The organism is Candidatus Poribacteria bacterium, from assembly GCA_021295755.1.
Classification (GTDB): domain Bacteria; phylum Poribacteria; class WGA-4E; order WGA-4E; family PCPOR2b; genus PCPOR2b.
The window spans coordinates 1-18,061 of record JAGWBT010000047.1 but is presented as its reverse complement, the minus strand read 5'-3'; the positions used below and the strand labels follow the sequence as shown (position 1 = coordinate 18,061).

The 18,061-nt window shown below is 49.5% G+C and carries 10 protein-coding genes; 2 read left to right on the top strand and 8 right to left on the bottom strand.

What is annotated here, in order from left to right:
* Positions 1–235: 235 nt before the first annotated feature.
* Positions 236–3,655: a hypothetical protein gene (locus J4G02_08740; GenBank protein MCE2394658.1), complete on the bottom strand. Its 3,420-nt coding sequence runs from the start codon at positions 3,653–3,655 to the stop codon at positions 236–238.
* Between the two features lie 522 nt (positions 3,656–4,177).
* Between J4G02_08740 and J4G02_08735 the strand changes: the two genes are divergently transcribed.
* Entirely contained in the window at positions 4,178–4,624 is a 447-nt protein-coding gene (locus J4G02_08735) for an Hsp20/alpha crystallin family protein (protein ID MCE2394657.1), read from the top strand.
* Between the two features lie 129 nt (positions 4,625–4,753).
* Positions 4,754–6,310, top strand: a complete 1,557-nt coding sequence (locus tag J4G02_08730; GenBank protein MCE2394656.1) for a trypsin-like peptidase domain-containing protein — start codon at positions 4,754–4,756, stop codon at positions 6,308–6,310.
* A 124-nt stretch (positions 6,311–6,434) separates the two neighbouring features.
* Here J4G02_08730 and J4G02_08725 read toward each other — a convergent pair whose 3' ends face one another.
* The 7 genes from J4G02_08725 to J4G02_08695 all read right to left on the bottom strand — a co-directional run bounded on the left by J4G02_08725 (position 6,435) and on the right by J4G02_08695 (position 17,935).
* Entirely contained in the window at positions 6,435–8,489 is a 2,055-nt protein-coding gene (locus tag J4G02_08725) for a dipeptide ABC transporter ATP-binding protein (protein MCE2394655.1), read from the bottom strand.
* 12 nt (positions 8,490–8,501) lie between these two features.
* On the bottom strand, positions 8,502–9,551 hold the full coding sequence (locus tag J4G02_08720) for an Rpn family recombination-promoting nuclease/putative transposase (GenBank protein MCE2394654.1): 1,050 nt from the start codon (positions 9,549–9,551) through the stop codon (positions 8,502–8,504).
* A gap of 46 nt (positions 9,552–9,597) precedes the next feature.
* A complete protein-coding gene (locus tag J4G02_08715) occupies positions 9,598–10,254 on the bottom strand; it encodes a hypothetical protein (protein ID MCE2394653.1) in 657 nt (218 codons plus the stop codon).
* A 70-nt stretch (positions 10,255–10,324) separates the two neighbouring features.
* Positions 10,325–12,709 (bottom strand): endopeptidase La, encoded by a 2,385-nt coding sequence (gene lon / locus J4G02_08710; GenBank protein MCE2394652.1) that lies wholly within the window; start codon positions 12,707–12,709, stop codon positions 10,325–10,327.
* Positions 12,690–13,205 carry an Hsp20/alpha crystallin family protein gene (locus J4G02_08705; protein MCE2394651.1) on the bottom strand — a complete coding sequence of 172 codons (516 nt, stop codon included), beginning with the start codon at positions 13,203–13,205 and terminating at the stop codon, positions 12,690–12,692. Before J4G02_08705 ends, lon begins: the two co-directional genes overlap by 20 nt.
* Before the next feature lie 80 nt (positions 13,206–13,285).
* Entirely contained in the window at positions 13,286–13,855 is a 570-nt protein-coding gene (locus J4G02_08700) for a hypothetical protein (protein ID MCE2394650.1), read from the bottom strand.
* Between the two features lie 240 nt (positions 13,856–14,095).
* Positions 14,096–17,935: a HEAT repeat domain-containing protein gene (locus tag J4G02_08695; protein ID MCE2394649.1), complete on the bottom strand. Its 3,840-nt coding sequence runs from the start codon at positions 17,933–17,935 to the stop codon at positions 14,096–14,098.
* Positions 17,936–18,061: the final 126 nt, after the last annotated feature.

The window sequence follows — 18,061 nt, the reverse complement described above, 5'->3', positions numbered from 1 at the left end:
AGTTTCTGAGAAGCAGTTGACACATCCGTTGCTATCTCAATCTGATATCCTATCGGAATTAGCCTTGCACTATACACATCTGCATAGATTTTTTCATCCTCAACGATGAGGATTTTTCCCGGTTCATCTGGCATGATTTCGTACCCTAGTAGTGCGCCATTCACTTTGTGGAGGCATATCTTATCGTTGACGGAACGAATAAATTCGATCGCCAAATTTTTTCACTACAAACTTGTCAATCCACATCTGAAAAGGGAGTTGCTTCCTCCGGAGAAATTGGCAACTCCACATAGATGGTTGTTCCAATACCGGGTTTTGACCGAATATCAATCTGCCCACGATGTTCATTGATAATCTGCTTTGCAATCCACGTGCCTAACCCGGTACCACCTCTATCTTTTTTTGTTGAATACAGCGGCTTGAAGACATTTTGCAACGCTTCTGCGTCAATACCGCATCCGGTATCTTGTATATCAATTCGGACGGCATGAACCGCCCGGGTCATTCGGAGGGTTAGGGTGCCCCCGGTCTCCTCCATCGCTTCACACGCATTGATAAAAAGGTTCTCAAACCCCGTCCGCAATTTATCCGCATCTCCATTGATGTGGGGTATTGTCTCGCACTGTTTAGTGAGCGTGATTTTATGCTCCCAATCTGGATTTCTTCTCAGTGTTTCGTGCAGCAGGACTTCAAGTTCAAGACGCAGATCAAAAAGCCGAAATTCGGGTTGTGCTGTTGCCTCAAGCAACTGATTGACCGTCTGACGTGCGTGATTTACCTGCTCTCTAATCTTTTGCAAAAATTCGCTTGTGGCATCTTTAGAATGCGTTGTCGTAGGTACTGTTTCCTCTAACATTGCTAAATTGTCCGAGCAGGCTTCGATGATTGCGAGCGGATTTTTAACGGCATGTGCTAGACCACGAAGCGTATTGGCGTTTCCTTCCGCCTGTTCACGGGCACTCTGCTCCTGCTGCAACATCTCCTCACGTAAGCGCTGTGCCTCGCGGTGCTTGGCATAGTAACGCCCAGTGAAAACAACAAACAAAACGAGAAGCCCTGCAATCGCTGTCACTGAGGGAATAGCGATCCAGCCGTTGAGATACCATTGCGGCACAACTTTCACGGTCACACTTGCGAGGGCAGAGTTGTTCAAATCACGATCAATTGCCTGCACTTCAAAAATATAGACACCCGCTTTTTGGGGCGTCCACGCAAACACCGTTTCTTTGGTTGGTGGGAGATAGGAACGCGCAACGGAGGGTTCGTCTCCGTCACTTTCTTGAATTCGGTGGCTATACTGTCGCTTCTGTGGGTGAGTTTTGAAGTCGATAGCTTGATATTCAATGGTGACGTAGCTGCCAGCGGTGATGGATGGAATTCTCTCGGAAGGTGCATATCGCTTATCGGCTCCCATGGATGCAACGTTTACAGCTACGATACGAACCGTTGATGGCACGGTGCTTCGACGATAACGTGTTACACCTTCGGTAGTCCCAAACCATAAGAATCCGCTTGTGTCTTCGTAAATCGTCGTCACATTGGTACCGACCAATCCTTCCCATGTATCCAAAGAACTCCACGCAATACCATCGTAAATAGAGACACCGCCATCGGTGCCAAACCACATCCTTCCGTCGTCACTCCGATGAAGGGCGTTGACCTCGTTATCTACCAGTCCGTCTTTGATTGTAAAATTGACAAATGAAACTCGACCCAAAGGAGTGGAGGTATTGTATCGAGATACGCCGCCATACGTCGCAAACCATATCGTATTATCGGGCGCAGGCAGGAGGTCATAGACGAAATGGCTCGGCAGTCCTTCTGCACTGGTGAAGTTGACGAACCGATTTTCATCTTCATGCGCTGTGAGATGATAACGAGACACACCGCCGTATGTTCCAAACCACAGCATCCCATCGGGCGTACTACGGATCGCGCGTATGCGGTTGTCTACCAATCCGTCTCGCGCTGTGAGATTGACGAACCGTTCCCCGTCATACGCAGAGACACCCCCGTCGGTGCCAAACCACATCCTTCCATCGGATGTGTGGTGAATGACTCTCACGGTATCGTTGATTAAACCATCTTGTGTGGTGAGATGAGCGAACGGTCTTCCGTCAGCATGATGCGTTGGATCGTATTGAGATACGCCGCTATCGGTGCCAAACCATATCTTCCCAGCCGCATCGTGATGGATAGCCCGTACGGTGTTATTTGCCAAACCGTCCTGAGTCGTGAAATTAACAAACCTGCTTCCATCTGTCCCCAGCACCGGCTGAAGGTCATATCGAGATGCCCCGTCCGATGTTCCAAACCATATTGCCCCCTCTGGCACTGGATGGATGTCATGGATCCAATTACTTGCGAGCCCATCTGCTGTAGTGAAGCTGACAAATCCTTTCCCGTCGTAGGTGGAAACGCCACCGCCGTTCGTCCCAAACCATATCTTCCCATCAGGCGCGGGGTAGATTATAGCAACAGAGTTATGTTTCAGACCATCTGCTGTGGTAAAGTTGACCACTGTCTTTTCATCGTACCGAGACGCACCCGCCGGCGTGCTGAACCATATCATGCCATCCGAGTCCTGACAAATGGCGTACACAGGGCCGCCCACTAAACCCTCTTTCTCTGTGAAATGCGTGACGAATCTGCTTCCATCGTATACAGAGACACCACTGTCAGTACCAAACCATAGTTTATTATCAGGAGTGGCATAGATGGAATGAACATGATTGTCCACCAAGCCATTTTCCTCCGTCAACCGTTTGACAATTTTCTCTCCATCGCACCCAAATACGCCGCTTCCGTGTGTCCCAAACCATAGCACATCGTCTGAAGTTTGGCAGATAGCGTAGACATGGTCGCGTGTTAATCCCTCCCCCGTCAAATTGACAAATTCTTTGCCGTTGTATCGGGAGACGCCGCCTGCCGTCCCAAACCACAGTACCCCACTTAGCGTCTGATAAATTGCGTAGACATCGTTATGTGCCAACCCCTCTTTTTCCGTCAGACTAGTGAACGTCATCTTGTCATCCCCACGGGCACCGCCATAGCGAGATACGCCGCCTTGAGTTGCGAACCAGATAGTAGTATCATCTGCGCTATAGATGGAACGGACGAAGTTGCTCGCCAGTCCGTCCTGAGTCGTGAAGGTGTTGAACTGTTCACCATCGTATACAGAAACACCGCCACCGTCGGTCCCGAACCACATCACACCATCGGCGGTTCGGTAGATGGCACTGACATCGTTATCCGCCAATCCATCAAGGGTATTATAGTGTCTCCATGTTCCTTTTTTAAACGGGGCAATGTGAAAATGAACTTGGTACGTTTCTCCAGCGGCAACCTGATGCGTTTCGCCTTCTACCGGGTAGACATACCCCGCCGGGGTTTGACACCGTACCTGGTACTGTCCCGGTTTCAGGTTGACAAACGAAAACCTACCCGCTTCGTCGCTCAACGTTGTGTCAACCACCTCGCCATCTCTAACGGCTTGGACAAGCACCGCGACATGCGGGGTTGTGTGATCGGGAACAGGCATAAAGATGGTGCCGACAACGCTAATCGGATCCTCCTGTGATTGGGCAGCTGTCTCCCATACTTCACCGGCAAGCAAAAGTCCGATCAATAGGAAAAGTAATAATACCAGTTTCATTACAAGCTCCCTCTCAGTTCAATGACTTGATGGAGAAACCATTTTCGCACACAACAGAATGGATTGGAAGCATTTTCGTGCCTATCTCCTCACCGATAGTCTCCCTTGTATGTATTATCAAGTTGCACCCTAGTATCGGGGATACCTGCGAAAGTTTCAAGCCTTGATAAGATCAATAACAGATTGGTGTAAGATTGGTATGACGCAGCAACAATCGTGCCGAGAAATAGGTCAAAATGACATATCATTGCCGCACGATGTCCCGACCATAAACTATGCCATAATGACACACTGTGATTAGACAGTAACAGGTAAAATTGCCCGCGAGTCCTTCAGATTTATAATAGATCCCATCGCCCAAACTCCGCTGAAACCCTTGTTTTAACAGGGATTGGGCGATGTTCCTCCCTTCTGGTTTATAACAGAAACAGGGTTTGGCATGACACTTGCTCTATATTGGATCGTGCGAGTAACAATACTCATAAGACTAATCACAAATCAACACAATAGGAGGAACAAAAAATGAGAAGTCTAGCCACGAGACCGATACAAGATCTTTTTAGCATCCACAATGAGATGAGTCGACTGTTTGATAACTGGACCAGACCTGCGCGCTATCGCGCAGAGGGTGAGAGTTTGGATTGGCTGCCAGTCGTTGACATCTTAGAGGCAAATGAGCACGTTGAGATCCGTGCCGAGATTCCGGGACTTTCTGAGCAGGATGTCCAGGTCTCTGTGACGGACGATGTCCTCACGCTCAGAGGTGAAAAAACGCAGGAAAGCGAAGATAAAGACCAAAAGTATCATCGCGTTGAGCGAAGTTACGGTCGGTTCCAACGGTCTTTCACATTACCAGCGAACTTGGCTCCTGAAGATATCAAAGCCAAATTCACGCACGGTGTGTTGACCGTATCCATTCCAAAAGTAAAAGAGGTTGAACCAAAAGAGATTCAAATCAGTGTTGAATAACCACCTGATTTGAAAAAAAGCGTCTTGCGTCTAAACGTAGGACGCTTTTTTTATGTCTAATGTGCCGAACTTCTTTGAAACTTTCATTTAGATAATGGTGTGTTTTGAACCAGAAAAGGAGGCTCCAAAATGTTTAAGCCAAATTCAACCAAATGGACAATTTCACTCGTAGTTATAGCATTAATAATCGCAGTGGGTGTAACGATCAACACAGATAATCCGACGTTTACCCCTCAGACTGCAATTGGTCAAACCAGCGATAGTTTTAATCAGGACTTTGAATATTTGGAACGGGCAAATCGCGCATTTATTGAAGTGGTAAATCGTGCAAAACCCGCTGTTGTGCAAGTGACGACAACCCGCTTGGTCTCAGCACGCCAGAGCCGTTCTGATTTTTTCGGTGACGATTTATTCGAGTTTTGGTTCGGTCCCCGGGAGCGTCGTGAACCGCCAAATCAAGCCGAACCTGAAGAGCAAGAAGAAGTGCGGAGCGGACTTGGATCCGGTGTCATTGTCAGTGAGGACGGTTACATCTTAACGAACAACCACGTCATTGAAGGCGCAGAGAATATTGCGGTGGTATTGTCGAACGGACGCAAATATCGGGCGAAGGTCGCCGGAAAAGACGCGGGTCGACAAGGCACTGATCTCGCCGTTCTGAAGATTGATGGAGATGGTTTACCTGCCTTGCCCCTCGGCAACTCGGAAGAACTTCAAACTGGAGAATGGGTAATCGCCATCGGCAGCCCATTCGGACTTGCCCAAACAGTAACACGTGGGATGGTCAGTGCAAAAGGACGCACAGCTTCTGATATTAACATCGTCGAGTATGCGGACTTCATCCAAACCGATGCCGCCATCAACCGCGGTAATAGCGGTGGAGCGCTCATTAACATCCGTGGTGAGTTAATTGGCATTAACACGGCAATCGCCACCGGCGGTGGATTTTCACAAAGCAATGCCGGCGTTGGTTTCGCCATCCCGATTAATCTCGCAAAACGGATTATGACCCAATTGATTGAGAAGGGAGAAGTTGAGCGCGGCTGGCTGGGTGTTGTACTTCAGCCTATCAACTACGACTTGGCAGAGAAGTTAAAACTTGGGGAACCCCGTGGCGCCTTGATTACAGAAGCGCACAAAGGGATGCCAGCACACAAAGCCGGCATCCGGCGTGGAGATGTGGTTATCGAATTTGATAAGGTGACTATCCGCGATACGAATCATCTCATGCACGTTGTTGCCGCAACAGGTGTCGGTAAAACAGTTGAAGTGAAAGTGATTCGCGATGGGAAAGAGAGAGTGTTGCGGGTCAAGCTTGAAAAGCGCACTGAAGAAGTGCTTGCAAGGTTAAGGGGTAGGGGCGAACCCTTTATTCCCAATGAAGATGACACGACAGCACTTGCGGGCATTAGAGTACAGGGCTTGACCGACGAACTAGCAGCACGATATGGCTATGAAGGCGAAACCGGCGTGATAGTCGCTGCGGTTGAACCACGAAGCTCCGCCGCTAGAGCAGGGATTAGCGTTGGGACGCTGATTCAGGAGATTGAAGGGGTAGAAATTTTGAACCTGAAAGACTATCGTGAGCAGATTAAAGCAGTTAAGGATAAATTGAAGATTCTGCTATACGTCAGGCGACCGGACGGAAATCCTGCATACATCACGTTGGAAAACCGATCGAACTAAAAGGAATAATTAAAAGCTGTTTCACAAAGCAGAATAGGAGGAGATGGATTTGTAAGAATTCGTCTCCTCCTTTTTTTATGTACTCACCGGAGATCTCAGATCCGCACTGCTTACTCGCTGTGCCTCAGTTTGTATCCTCCATATCATAAAGGTAACATCGGCACGAATGGGTTTCCGTGAACGAGATTTCGTCAGGGTACGCCTCGCTGCAATGTGGCATCGCTTCAGGGCAACGCGGATGAAAATGACAGCCTTTCGGTGGGTTAATCGGAGATGGCACATCCCCTTCAAGCTGAATCTTTTCGATGCCGGTCTCCGGATCAACTTTGGGTACAGCCGATAGCAGCGCACGGGTGTAAGGGTGCTTGGGTTGATCAAAGATCTCTTCGGTAGTTCCCCGCTCAACGATTCGACCGAGATACATCACGGCTACTTCGTCCGCGAGATACTCCACGACAGAGAGGTTGTGGGTGATAAACAGGTAGGTCAGATTCAAGTCGTCCTGAAGTTCCTTGAGCAGGTTCAAAATCTGTGCCTGCACGGAGACATCCAGCGCGCTCGTTGCCTCATCGCAAACGATAAATTCGGGTTCAACAGCTAGACACCGGGCAATGCCGATCCGTTGACGTTGCCCACCGGAGAATTCATGAGGATAGCGATTGACCATATCAGGGGACAGACCGACACGCTGCATCAGCTCGCGCACACGGTCTTCCCGTTCCGAACGATTCGCGCCAATGCCGTGGGCTATCATGCCCTCCTGAATCGCCCCCCCAACCATCGCGCGCGGATTCAGCGATGAGTAGGGGTCTTGGAAGATGATCTGAAGCTGTCGTCGATAGGGGTGAAGTTCGGATCGGCTTAACTGCGAAAGGTCAACGTCATCGTAATGGATTTCCCCTTGAATCGGAACACCAAGCCGAAGAACCGCCTTGCCGAGCGTCGTTTTCCCGCACCCGGACTCCCCAACGAGGGCGAGCGTTTTCCCTTTAGGAATGGTGAGGCTGACCCCATCCACCGCATACACATAACCTACTGTCCGCTTGAGTATGCCCTTTACAATCGGAAAATGGACACGCAGGTTGTCCATCTGAATGAGTGGTTCGCCGGCGATGTCTGGCTCGGAAGAGGTAGAAGATGGTACAGTGGTTAAGGTTGGGGCAGCAGTAATGTCTGCTGCATCGTCGGTGCGATTAAAATCGGGGTTGTAGAGATGGCAAGCGGCGTGATGTCCTGCCTCGATTTCAATTGACGGCGGCAAGATGGTATCACAACCGTCCATGACTTGGGTACACCGATCCGCAAAACGACACCCATCAGGGTATTGCGTCGCCTGCGGGACCCGTCCTTGAATGGTTTGCAAGGAATCGCCGCGCTTTTGACGCGAGGGCAGAGAGTCAAGCAGCTTGGTCGTATAGGGATGGTGGGGATCGTGGTAAAGCGTCCCCCAGTTGCTGGTTTCGACAATTTTGCCAGCGTACATGACGGCAACACGATCCGCCATCTCGGAGACAACACCGAGGTCATGGGTAATCAGCAGCACCGCCATGCCAAACTCGCGTTGGAGCTGCTTAATCAGTTCAAGAATCTGCGCCTGAATCGTAACATCTAACGCGGTCGTCGGTTCGTCCGCGATCAGCAAGCCGGGGCGGCACGACAACGCGATCGCTATCATCACGCGCTGTCTCATACCACCCGAAAGCTGGTGGGGGTATTCCTCGAAACGCCGTGCTGGCTCAGGGATGCCGACGAGATCTAACATCTCAATAGCGGCGTCCTTCGCGGCTTTCCCGGCTATCTCTTGATGCTGTTGAATCGCTTCCAGAATCTGATTCCCAACGGTAAACACAGGATTGAGACTGGTCATCGGCTCTTGGAAAATCATCGCAATCTCGTTGCCACGAATTTTTCGCTTTTCTACCTCTGGCAATCGGGTGATTTCCCTGCCTTTATAGTGAATCTCACCCCCGGCGATAAATCCCGCAGGCTGCGGCACAAGCTGACTAATTGACAATGCCGTCACGCTCTTGCCGCAGCCGGATTCCCCAACGATCGCAAAAATCTCGTTATGCTGAATCTCAAAGGACACTCCATCAACGGCGAGGGCAAGCCCTTCCGCAGTACGAAAGTAGGTTTTGAGGTTGTCAACGCGCAATAGGGGTTCACACGATTTTCTCATGTTGATACACTTTCAATTGATCTCAATTTCCGAAATGCTCTGGGCAGTTGCAGCCTGATCGAACAGGGTATTAAGCCGATCCACGCGGCGGATGGATTTGATTTTCTTTATCACGGAAGGTGGAATGGAGTCAAATCGAAGTTGGAGCAGCTTGATAACGGCTTCGCGCTTTGCCCTTAATTCGCCACGCTTCTCGCCCCTTTCTTCACCCTCTTGAATGAAGGATTCCGCAATTGTTTGTGTCATGTCTTGTACCTCCTCTATTCGCCTACGTTCTACAAGGGTTTGGGCAACAATATCCATCAAGGCTTCACGTTCATCTGTAGGTCGCCTATGATAGATTAACAAGACCAAATAATATATCGCTCTCGACCATTGGGGCGATTCTTCTGGTAACTCCTTCAAGACCTGTACTATCTGTCTTAACACAACTTCAAAGTTAGCTTTTGTCGCATCTTCTTGGCGAATGAGCTCCAACAACAGGCGAAATGGGTGGCCTTGGTGGAGGAAGTCTGGGTTATCTTCTCCTTTAACGTTCAAGAACAAGGCATCAAACGTAGGAACAAATCGACCTAAAGCTTGAGGTAAGTCTATGACTACCTCCATTGTTATCGGCATCTCCCACGTTTGGCTCCCTGTATACAACACAATCGGAATAATTGGGCGAAAGTGCCACTTACTTTCAGGGACTTTAGTATCCTCCCACCCTCGCCGCTGGGCATCCCAAATATTGACCATGTAGAACAAGATCCGAAAGCCCATCACAGGACTTGGCACCGATTGGTGTTCAATAAGAAGATAGACCCACACGTTACCCAATTCTTCAGATTGAAATGGGACCAAATAGATGACATCAGATTCTTGTTTCCGCAGGTTATCGGGGATAAAACTTTGATTCACCTGTTGGAGTTGGCTGAAATCAAGTTGATCAGCTAAATCGCTCGCGACGATTTGTAGCAACTCCTCCACATTCTCACCAAATTCCAGTAACCACTTAGTTCCTCTGTCGGGAAACTCTCTAATTGGCGGTAAGAAATCGATGTCTTCGTCCTGTTTTCTCATTCGATCCGGTCACCTCGTATTTCAGAAAAACGTCCGAGTTGTCGGACTATTGAGACACCCGACAAACTGCTCCGGATCCGGCATCACAGTACCAGAAGCACCCATCCCAACGGGTCATGCCGTGCGGCTCTGGATGTGGTTCTGGAATCTCAATCTTATCAAGGGTCGAGCCATCTTTGAGACTCATGCGATAGAAGGCACGGTAGTTTGTCTCAACGCACCAGAGATCATCGCCCTCCCACGCGAGTCCATGCGGACGGACCCCGGGAGCCGGAAAAGAATGTAGGACAGCAAGATCGTTCTCCGGATCTAACTGGTAAACAGTCGCTGAAGGTGGCACTGCCATCCACAGTTTCCCGTCGCGCCACTCCAATCCGTGCGCCCCTGACTTCTGTGCACCCTCTGTCGGATAAGACTCAAGGGTTTTTCCATTTGCTGGGTCAACTTTTAGAATTGCCGGTCCATCGGCTTCTATGCGCGTGGGGACAAAGGTTGATGCGAGCCAAAGGTTCGTACCGTCCACAGTGACACCGCTTCCGTGCTCGGAATCCGTGTCAATAGCCTTCAAGGTTTCTCCTTCGTAGGAGACGAGGAGTGCCTGATTTGAGACCTGATCCAGAAACCAGATTCCCTCCTCTGTGGCTTGCATGCCGTTTGGTTGAGGGCCCGGAAAGTCAAACATCTTTTCTATCTTAACTGCCATAAGGAATTCTCCTTTATTTGGTTGAGAAATTTATTGGAAACATCTGAAAATAAGGAATCAACATGAGTTGCTAGTTTCCTGGTTTGAGCGCCCGATCAAGGACTTCATCCACATGGCCAACAAATATGAACTCAAGTCCCTCCTTCGCATCGTCGGGCACCTCAACGAGATCTTTCTGGTTGCGCTCAGGCAGGATAACAGTCTTAATCCCCGCCTGTTTGGCAGCGAGGGTTTTCTCCTTCAAGCCCCCAATCGGTAGCACACGCCCCCGCAACGTAATTTCGCCGGTCATTGCAACTTCAGGGATGACGCTATGTCTCGTCACCAAGGAAGCGAGCGCTGTGGCAATGGTGATACCGGCGGAGGGCCCATCTTTCGGACTTGCCCCGGCTGGCACATGAACGTGGATGTCATGCTTTTGGAAGAAATCGGGGGCGAAATGTAACGCCCCTGATTGAGACTTGACATAACTCAGCGCGGCTTGGGCGGATTCCTGCATCACATCGCCGAGCTGACCTGTGAGCAGTAGTTTTCCCTCACCGGCCATGCTGGTTGCTTCGATAAACAGGATCTCACCTCCATAAGCGGTGGCAGACATACCGGTGACCACACCAATCTCTTCCTTCCGTTCAGCAATTTCAGAGAAGAACTTGGCTGGTCCTAGATAATCCGGCACATCGTCGCTGATCACATCGGTTGATGTATCCTTTCCTTCGGCGATCTGGCGAGCAACCTTTCGGCAGATCGCTCCCATCTCACGCTCAAGATTTCGGACACCCGCCTCACGGGTATATTTGTCGATCACCTGATGAATCGCGTCATCCGCAATTGAAAGCGCGTCCTCTCCAATGCCGTGCGTTTCGAGTTGGCGCGGGATGAGATACTGCTTGGCGATCATCAATTTCTCGTTGGCGGTATAACCGGGGAGTTCGAGAATTTCGAGACGGTCAAGCAGAGCCGGAGGAATCGTGTGAAGCTGATTCGCTGTGGTAATGAACATCACCTTCGAGAGATCGAAGGCAACTTCAAGGTAGTTGTCCACAAAAGCAAAGTTTTGCTCTGGATCGAGCACCTCAAGCAGCGCAGCAGCCGGGTCGCCGCGGAAATCTGAACCGAGCTTATCGATCTCGTCCAACATAAAAATCGGGTTATTGGATCCCACCTGACGTAGACTCTTTACGATACGCCCCGGCATTGAGCCGATATAGGTACGTCGGTGTCCCCGAATTTCCGCTTCGTCGTGAACCCCACCGAGTGAGATTCGCACAAATTTTCGCTCCATCGCTCTGGCGATTGATGCCCCCAACGAGGTTTTGCCGACCCCCGGTGGTCCCACAAAGCAGAGGATGGGACCCTTCATATCCTCCTTGAGCATCCGCACCGCAAGGTATTCCAGAATACGGTCTTTGACCTTTTCGAGATCATAGTGATCTTCATCAAGGATCTGTTTCGCGTGAGCAATATCAAGATGATCCTCTGTGCTGACATCCCAAGGCAGATTGATGAGCCAATCAAGGTAATTTCGAGAAACGGTTGACTCTGGGGAGGCTGAGTGCATTTTGGAGAGGCGATTGAGTTCTTTTTCTGCGACAGCGTGCACTTTTTCGGGCATATTTGCCTTTTCAATCTGTTCACGCATCTCCTCAACCTCTAGCAACAGATCATCAGTCTCACCGAGCTCCTTTTGGATGGCTTTCATCTGTTCGCGGAGGAAGTATTCGCGCTGCCCTTGGTTAATCACGCCTTGGGCATCAGACTGAATCTTGCTTTCTAGTTCCAGCAGGTCTAGTTCTTTAGTGAGCGAGATGATTAATTGAGCTAACCGATCTGTGGGAGAGATGGCTTCCAACAGTACCTGCTTATCTTCAGGTTTGAGATCGAGTGTTGCGGCGATATAATCTGCGAGCCGCCCCGGTTCCTCAATATTGTCTGCGATAATGCTGAACTCTTCCTGATATCGTGATGAAAGCTCAACGATCTTTTGGAATAGAGAAGCTGCGCTGCGCATCAAGGCTTCGACTTCAACGGTCTTTTCTTCCTCTTTTTCTTCAATGATCTGCACACGCCCTTTGATAAATGGATCAGTCTGCGTAATCTCTTCAATCTGAACCCTTGCACGTCCCTGTGCGAGGAACAGGACATTTTCATCCTCTTTGCGACACTTAATAATATAAATCTGCGTTCCAACAGGATTAAAGTCTTCAACCGTCAATGCCGGTTTGTCTTCCTCCGACTGGAGCCTAAAGATGCAGAGCAGCCGCGAACCATCAATTAGTGCTTCATCGACAGCCGCTGTAATACTCTCCCCCGATAACACAACGTGATGCGGCGGAAACGGGGGGACCGGCGGCATATACGGAAAGATAACCAGATCGCCCGGAACAGGAATAATTGGCATTTCTTTCGGTTCTTCAACGTTCGTTTCTAGTCTGTTTTCATCTTTCGATGCCATCATCAAGCTCCTTTCGTTCTGGGTCTTCAGTTGCTCCTACCTCTAACTCTTGCGTGGCTTGGACGACAATCTCCTTTGGTTTATTTACCCGTGCCTTTGGGATATGGATTTCAAGAAAGCCATTTGCATAATTTGCAACCGGCTCCACATCATCCGCCAAGATATTCGGTAACACAATTGATCGCTCAAAGGGACCGTAGTTTAATTCGGCTTGATGGTAGTGTTCTTTTTTTAAGACAGTTCTCTCTTGTCGGTATCCTTTGAGGGTCAAGACATTTCGATTCAGTTGGATTTTGAGATCTTCACTCGGTTCTATACCCGCAATTTCAATCTTGACAACAAAACTATCGACCGTCTCATAGATGTCCATCGGTGGTCGCCAATGCGCTGTCTCAGTTGTTAAATCCTGGGATGGCTCCATAAAATCATCGAAAAGACGATCGATTTCTTCCTGCATTTGAAAGAAATGATCAATTAGCCGGTTTGGGTTTGACTTCACCTTTTTATACTCCTTTCATTGGTTTGAGCGGGCTATAGCATGGGTGTGTTGCCCTGATTGCGAACCCAGATTCAGATAGCCTAATGTACAGAAAACAACTCGCTAAATAACAGATGAAAAACTGCCACCTCACCTTTTTCGAGGCACTCCGTCTCGATCTCTGGAATAATCGTCGCTGCTGCGCGTGGAGAAAGCAGCTTATAGCCGAAACTGTTGAGTAGTCGCTCAACGAGGAACGCAATCTGCCTTTCTTTCTGTAATAACCGCGATTTTTTAGGATATACAAACATCAGTTCCTCATCGGCACCATTCGTGAACATCTCCCACACATAGTGATAATAATAGGGGGCAATGTGGCTGACAAAGGCTTGTAGGACGCGCACCTTCCCGCCGTTCTGAGCTAAAAGGTCTATGCCATCGTCCAGAAAATCCGTTTGTCCTTGATGCAGCAACACTTCGACCACGTAACAGCGATCGTTTTCTAGGTTCGTAAAATCTCGCACACCGTACTCAGGAAGCAATCTTTGGATAATCGAGATTACGGTTTCCCACCCTTCCGGCGGCATCATTGCTAGGGAATCGCGGTGTTTCCATAAATGGACAAGCTCGGTGATAGGAATGTCTTTTTCTTTTAAATCTGGAGAGGACACGTCTAACCTTCCATTCATTTAGCGAAACGTCAATCCGTTAAGAGCTTTCTGGCTTTCCTAGCTCTTTTATCTCCTGCACGAGCGGCACGCTCCAATTCGTTCCAGCGACGATTCATCCATTCACGCGGAAATTCTTGGAATACGGATCCTTTTTTGGATTTCAGCAGCTCTTCAATGAGGGGATTACCATGTACGTTCACCCGTTCCTTGTTCCCTATTCAAGCAAAGCAAAGTTACAGCCTAGCCCACACGGTGATATCCATGCCCATCACCTGTGATTTTATATAAAGCATCCGCTGCCCAGAAGTGGATGTCCCCATCCGAATCTTCGAGAGCTGCCTTGAGAACCGGCACAGCTTTTTGGCTCTTCGCTTCGCCCAATGCTTTGAGGATGTCGATCCGCAACTTCTTCTCCGACTGGCTCGCCTGAAGGGCTTCCAGCTTTGCAGATAGCGCAGCGACTGCCGCATCATCCCCAATCTTCCCAAGGGCAAGTGCTGCATCCTGACGGAGTGCTATAACATTAACATCATTGTTGAGCGTCTCTGCAAGGGCTGGTACAACGGACGGATCACCGAGGTCTCCCAGTCCTTGTGTTGCCCATCGTCGCACATCAGCGTTGGCTTCGCCATCACCGAGCATCTTTTTGACAAGATCATCCTTGAATTCACTGAGCTTGCCTTCGCCGACACCGAGTGCCGTGTGTTGGCGAATCTGCACGATTGGATCGGCGAGCAGTTCTCTGATTCTCGGTATAACGTCTGGATCATCGGATTTTGCGAGGGCATTCGCAGCGTATGCCTTTACGGGCCACTCTTCCAGCGGATCTTCAATTCGCTGAACCATCTTGGGTGCAACAAACGCAGGCAGCTGAAATGGTTTTGTAGCTATTACAAAGTTTTCCCAACCCCAGTTGTGTTTCGGAATTTTTTTGCCATCTTTGTCTACTATCGCAATGACATATTCGGATTCGTCGACGAGCCGTCTTCCAAATGCTTCCGCAGCACGTTGGTCTTTAATGTTGGCAAGTGCTATGGCGGCTTTCACGCGAGCGGAAAGCTTCGCAAGTGCATCCCAACGGGCATCCAGTTCTAGGCTTTGGTCTTCGAGGATTTCAATCAGTGCGGGCACAGCTTTTGTGCTCTTCAACTCACCGAGTCCTGTGACCGCGTTCGTGAAAATATCTCCTCTTTCCGTATCTGTTTCCAAAATATCGAGAAGCACCGCTTCGGCTTTTTCGCCTCCGATTAATCCAAGTGCGGTCACGCAAGCGGCCTTTACGGTTTTATCTTCGAGAGGAGCGTAAAACAGTTGAACCAGTTTATCGATTGCCCTAGCTTCTCTGATAGCACCTAACGCAGTAACAGCCTGTGCTCGGACTTCGATATGCTTGTCATCTAAGGCAGCGAGGAGTGATGGGGCTGCGCGTTCATCAAGCAGCGTACCGAGTGCTGTTGCGGCACTCGCACGGATAGACTTGTACTCATTTTTGCCCTCAAGGATTTGGGTCAATATTTCAAGGGATTTCCGATCTTTGCTGAGTCCAAGCCCAAGCACTGCTTCCTTGCGAACAACATAGTTTGGGTGTTCCAACTCAGCAATCATTGCATCCACAGGTGAATCCTCGTTTTCTTCAAGCCTGCCTAGCGCAAACACCAATTTCCATCGGGTCCAGTCATCCTCCACGGATTTGAGTGCATTTATAATAGATTTCGCTGTCACCGCTCTACCAAGTTTGGTTAAGGATGTAATCACCTCAGTCTGAACAGATAGGACTTCCTGTTTTTCTTCAAACGTTCCCCATCCTTTTTTCAGAACATCAACTAGTCCATCATCAGCAAGTTCAGCCGGCAACTCACGTAGCGCGATGGCTGCTTGTTTGCGCGCTCCCTCAAACTTATCTCTTTTCAGCGTCGTCAGTAAAGGATCTATCACTTTGTCGCCTTTGATTTTACCCAGAGCGACTGCAGCTTCTTGACGTACAATCCCTTGTTTGTCGTTCCTAAGTGCTTCGATCAAGGGATCGACGACCAGTGCACCTCCAACATCTCCCAGAGCAAAGGCAGCACTTTTACGCACAGCAGCGCGTTCATCCTCTTTGAGCGCATCAATCAACGGCTGCACAACTGCATCGCCTTTGATTTTGCCAAGTGAGAGCGCAACTTCACTACGAACAAGACTCGGAATTGGTTTGAGCTCACCCCACGTCCGGTAGTCGGGTGGAGCATACTCCCCCGTCCACTCAACCCCTAAGTTGGTGATGGCTTCCTTCAGTCGTGCAAGGGTGTTGTACTGCCTTTTCAGGTGTCTTTGGAAGTCTTTGATATCCTCATAGCGTGTCCCCAAAACCCACACAAGTGCGGGAACGGATTCTGGCGCCTTGATTTCTCCCAAAGCAGCCACAGCACTTTTGCGGAGGGCAGGGCTAGTTTCATCGCTCAACATTAAGAGCAACATCGGCTGCACCGCTTGGGCAGCGGCGAGTCTCGTCAATGCGGACAGCGCAGCATTCCGCACGGTTTCACGCCCTCGCTTATCCATTGCCATTGTAATCAGTTCTTGAATTGCTTCATCAGTACCAATTTGGATTTCACCGAGCGCGGTGGCAGCATTGGCGGCGGTTGTGTCATCCAGCTTCAGTCCCTGAATCAGCGCATCACGTGCGATGTTATCTGTACCACGTCCCCTTAACACACCAAGTGTTTTGGCTGCTGCTGCTCTCACATCTTTTCGAGCATCGGTCATTAACGCCTCACTAAGGCCGTCCACCGAACGTAAATCGACGATACCCGTTAGCACCTCTGCGCTCCGAATCCTGACATCATCCCTCGGATCCTTCAAGGCATCGACAAGCCCCGGAATGGCAACTCCCTTCATCGCTTGTAACGCAGCACCTGCACTCACACGTAGATCATCATTATCGAGTAAGCTAATCAGGCGGGGAATTGCCTCTTCGGCTTTTAATGCACCGAGCGCCTGTGCTGCGGCAGCTTGTGTGTTAATGCGATGGTTTTTACGCCGAGTTGGGTCAATATACGCGTTTGCGAGGTATTGGTACTCCGATGTCAGTTGGAGAAACTCAGTTGAATTCTCATCTGGAAGGACATTCTGGGCACCGGAGTCGAGCACTTCAATTAGAGGTGCGATAGATACATTACCAATCTCTGTCAGTGCATTAATCGATGCAAGTCTAACATTAGCATCTAGGTCCGCCAACAGGTGAATTAGTGAGGGGATTGCTTCCTCCGCTTTGAGTTGGCCAATTAATTTTGCTGCATGCATCCGCACCTGCCCGGCATTGGTCTGCGTCGCTAGTTTGAGGGCAGGTACGATTGGTTCCTCCCTAAGCCTCTCCAGTGCAACGATTACGTTGTAAAGCACATAGGGAGATTCGTTCTTATTTTTCAGGATCGATTCAAATGTGGGAATTAGTTTCGGGTCTTCCAGATCCCCCAAATGCCTGACGGCTCCCTTTCTAATATCGGCATCCGGGTGCTGCGTCGCGCTGATCAACAAGCCAGAAACTGTCGGTGTATTGCCGAGTTTCTGAATTAGCATCATTGCCGCACCGCTAGCCATCGGGTCAAAGCATTTCTCAGCCTCCAAGAGTCCTATGATGGCAGCAGAGTCAGGCTGATTGACCAGTTCTGAAGGGAGGTTGGCACTTTTTTCAGCGGCTGCAGCGAGCCCATTCGCAAGGAGACCCGCAATCGAATTTCTGGACCGGATGAGGCGTTCTAAGCGATCGAGATCGTCGGAGTCCGGATCTTCCTGCGTCTCCAATGTTTTTACATCCGTATTGAGTGGCTGTAAATAGTCACCAACCTTTTGGATGGTTCCGTGCCAAGCAGCGGCATCTGTACTCCATCCTGAAGCGTTATGTAGCTGAAGTAACGCTCGCAGTGATTGCGTTTCTGGAAGATTGGGCGCGGTCTCTATGGCACTCCGAGCGGCAGCGTAATCCACTTTCGCAATTGCTGCGCGTGCTTCAAGGATGTTTCTATCTTCTTTCTCGGCGCAGCCAGTGAGGATACCGACTGCTAGCACAAAACTGATAAACAGAACTAATTTTTGCTTCATTTTTTATCTCCTTTTTTTAATGCGTAATGCGTAAAACGTAAAGCATAAATTTTAGACCATTGGTTGATTCAATTTCCAGCAATGACTAACTTCGTCAGGTCGGCAAGCGGGTATACTTTTTGTGCG

Coding starts and splice junctions, on each gene's coding strand:
- J4G02_08730 (MCE2394656.1), top strand. CDS start 4,754: ATGTTTAAGCCAAATTCAACCAAATGGACAATTTCACTCGTAGTTATA.
- J4G02_08735 (MCE2394657.1), top strand. CDS start 4,178: ATGAGAAGTCTAGCCACGAGACCGATACAAGATCTTTTTAGCATCCAC.
- J4G02_08725 (MCE2394655.1), bottom strand. CDS start 8,489: ATGAGAAAATCGTGTGAACCCCTATTGCGCGTTGACAACCTCAAAACC.
- J4G02_08695 (MCE2394649.1), bottom strand. CDS start 17,935: ATGAAGCAAAAATTAGTTCTGTTTATCAGTTTTGTGCTAGCAGTCGGT.
- J4G02_08740 (MCE2394658.1), bottom strand. CDS start 3,655: ATGAAACTGGTATTATTACTTTTCCTATTGATCGGACTTTTGCTTGCC.
- J4G02_08720 (MCE2394654.1), bottom strand. CDS start 9,551: ATGAGAAAACAGGACGAAGACATCGATTTCTTACCGCCAATTAGAGAG.
- lon (MCE2394652.1), bottom strand. CDS start 12,709: ATGATGGCATCGAAAGATGAAAACAGACTAGAAACGAACGTTGAAGAA.
- J4G02_08715 (MCE2394653.1), bottom strand. CDS start 10,254: ATGGCAGTTAAGATAGAAAAGATGTTTGACTTTCCGGGCCCTCAACCA.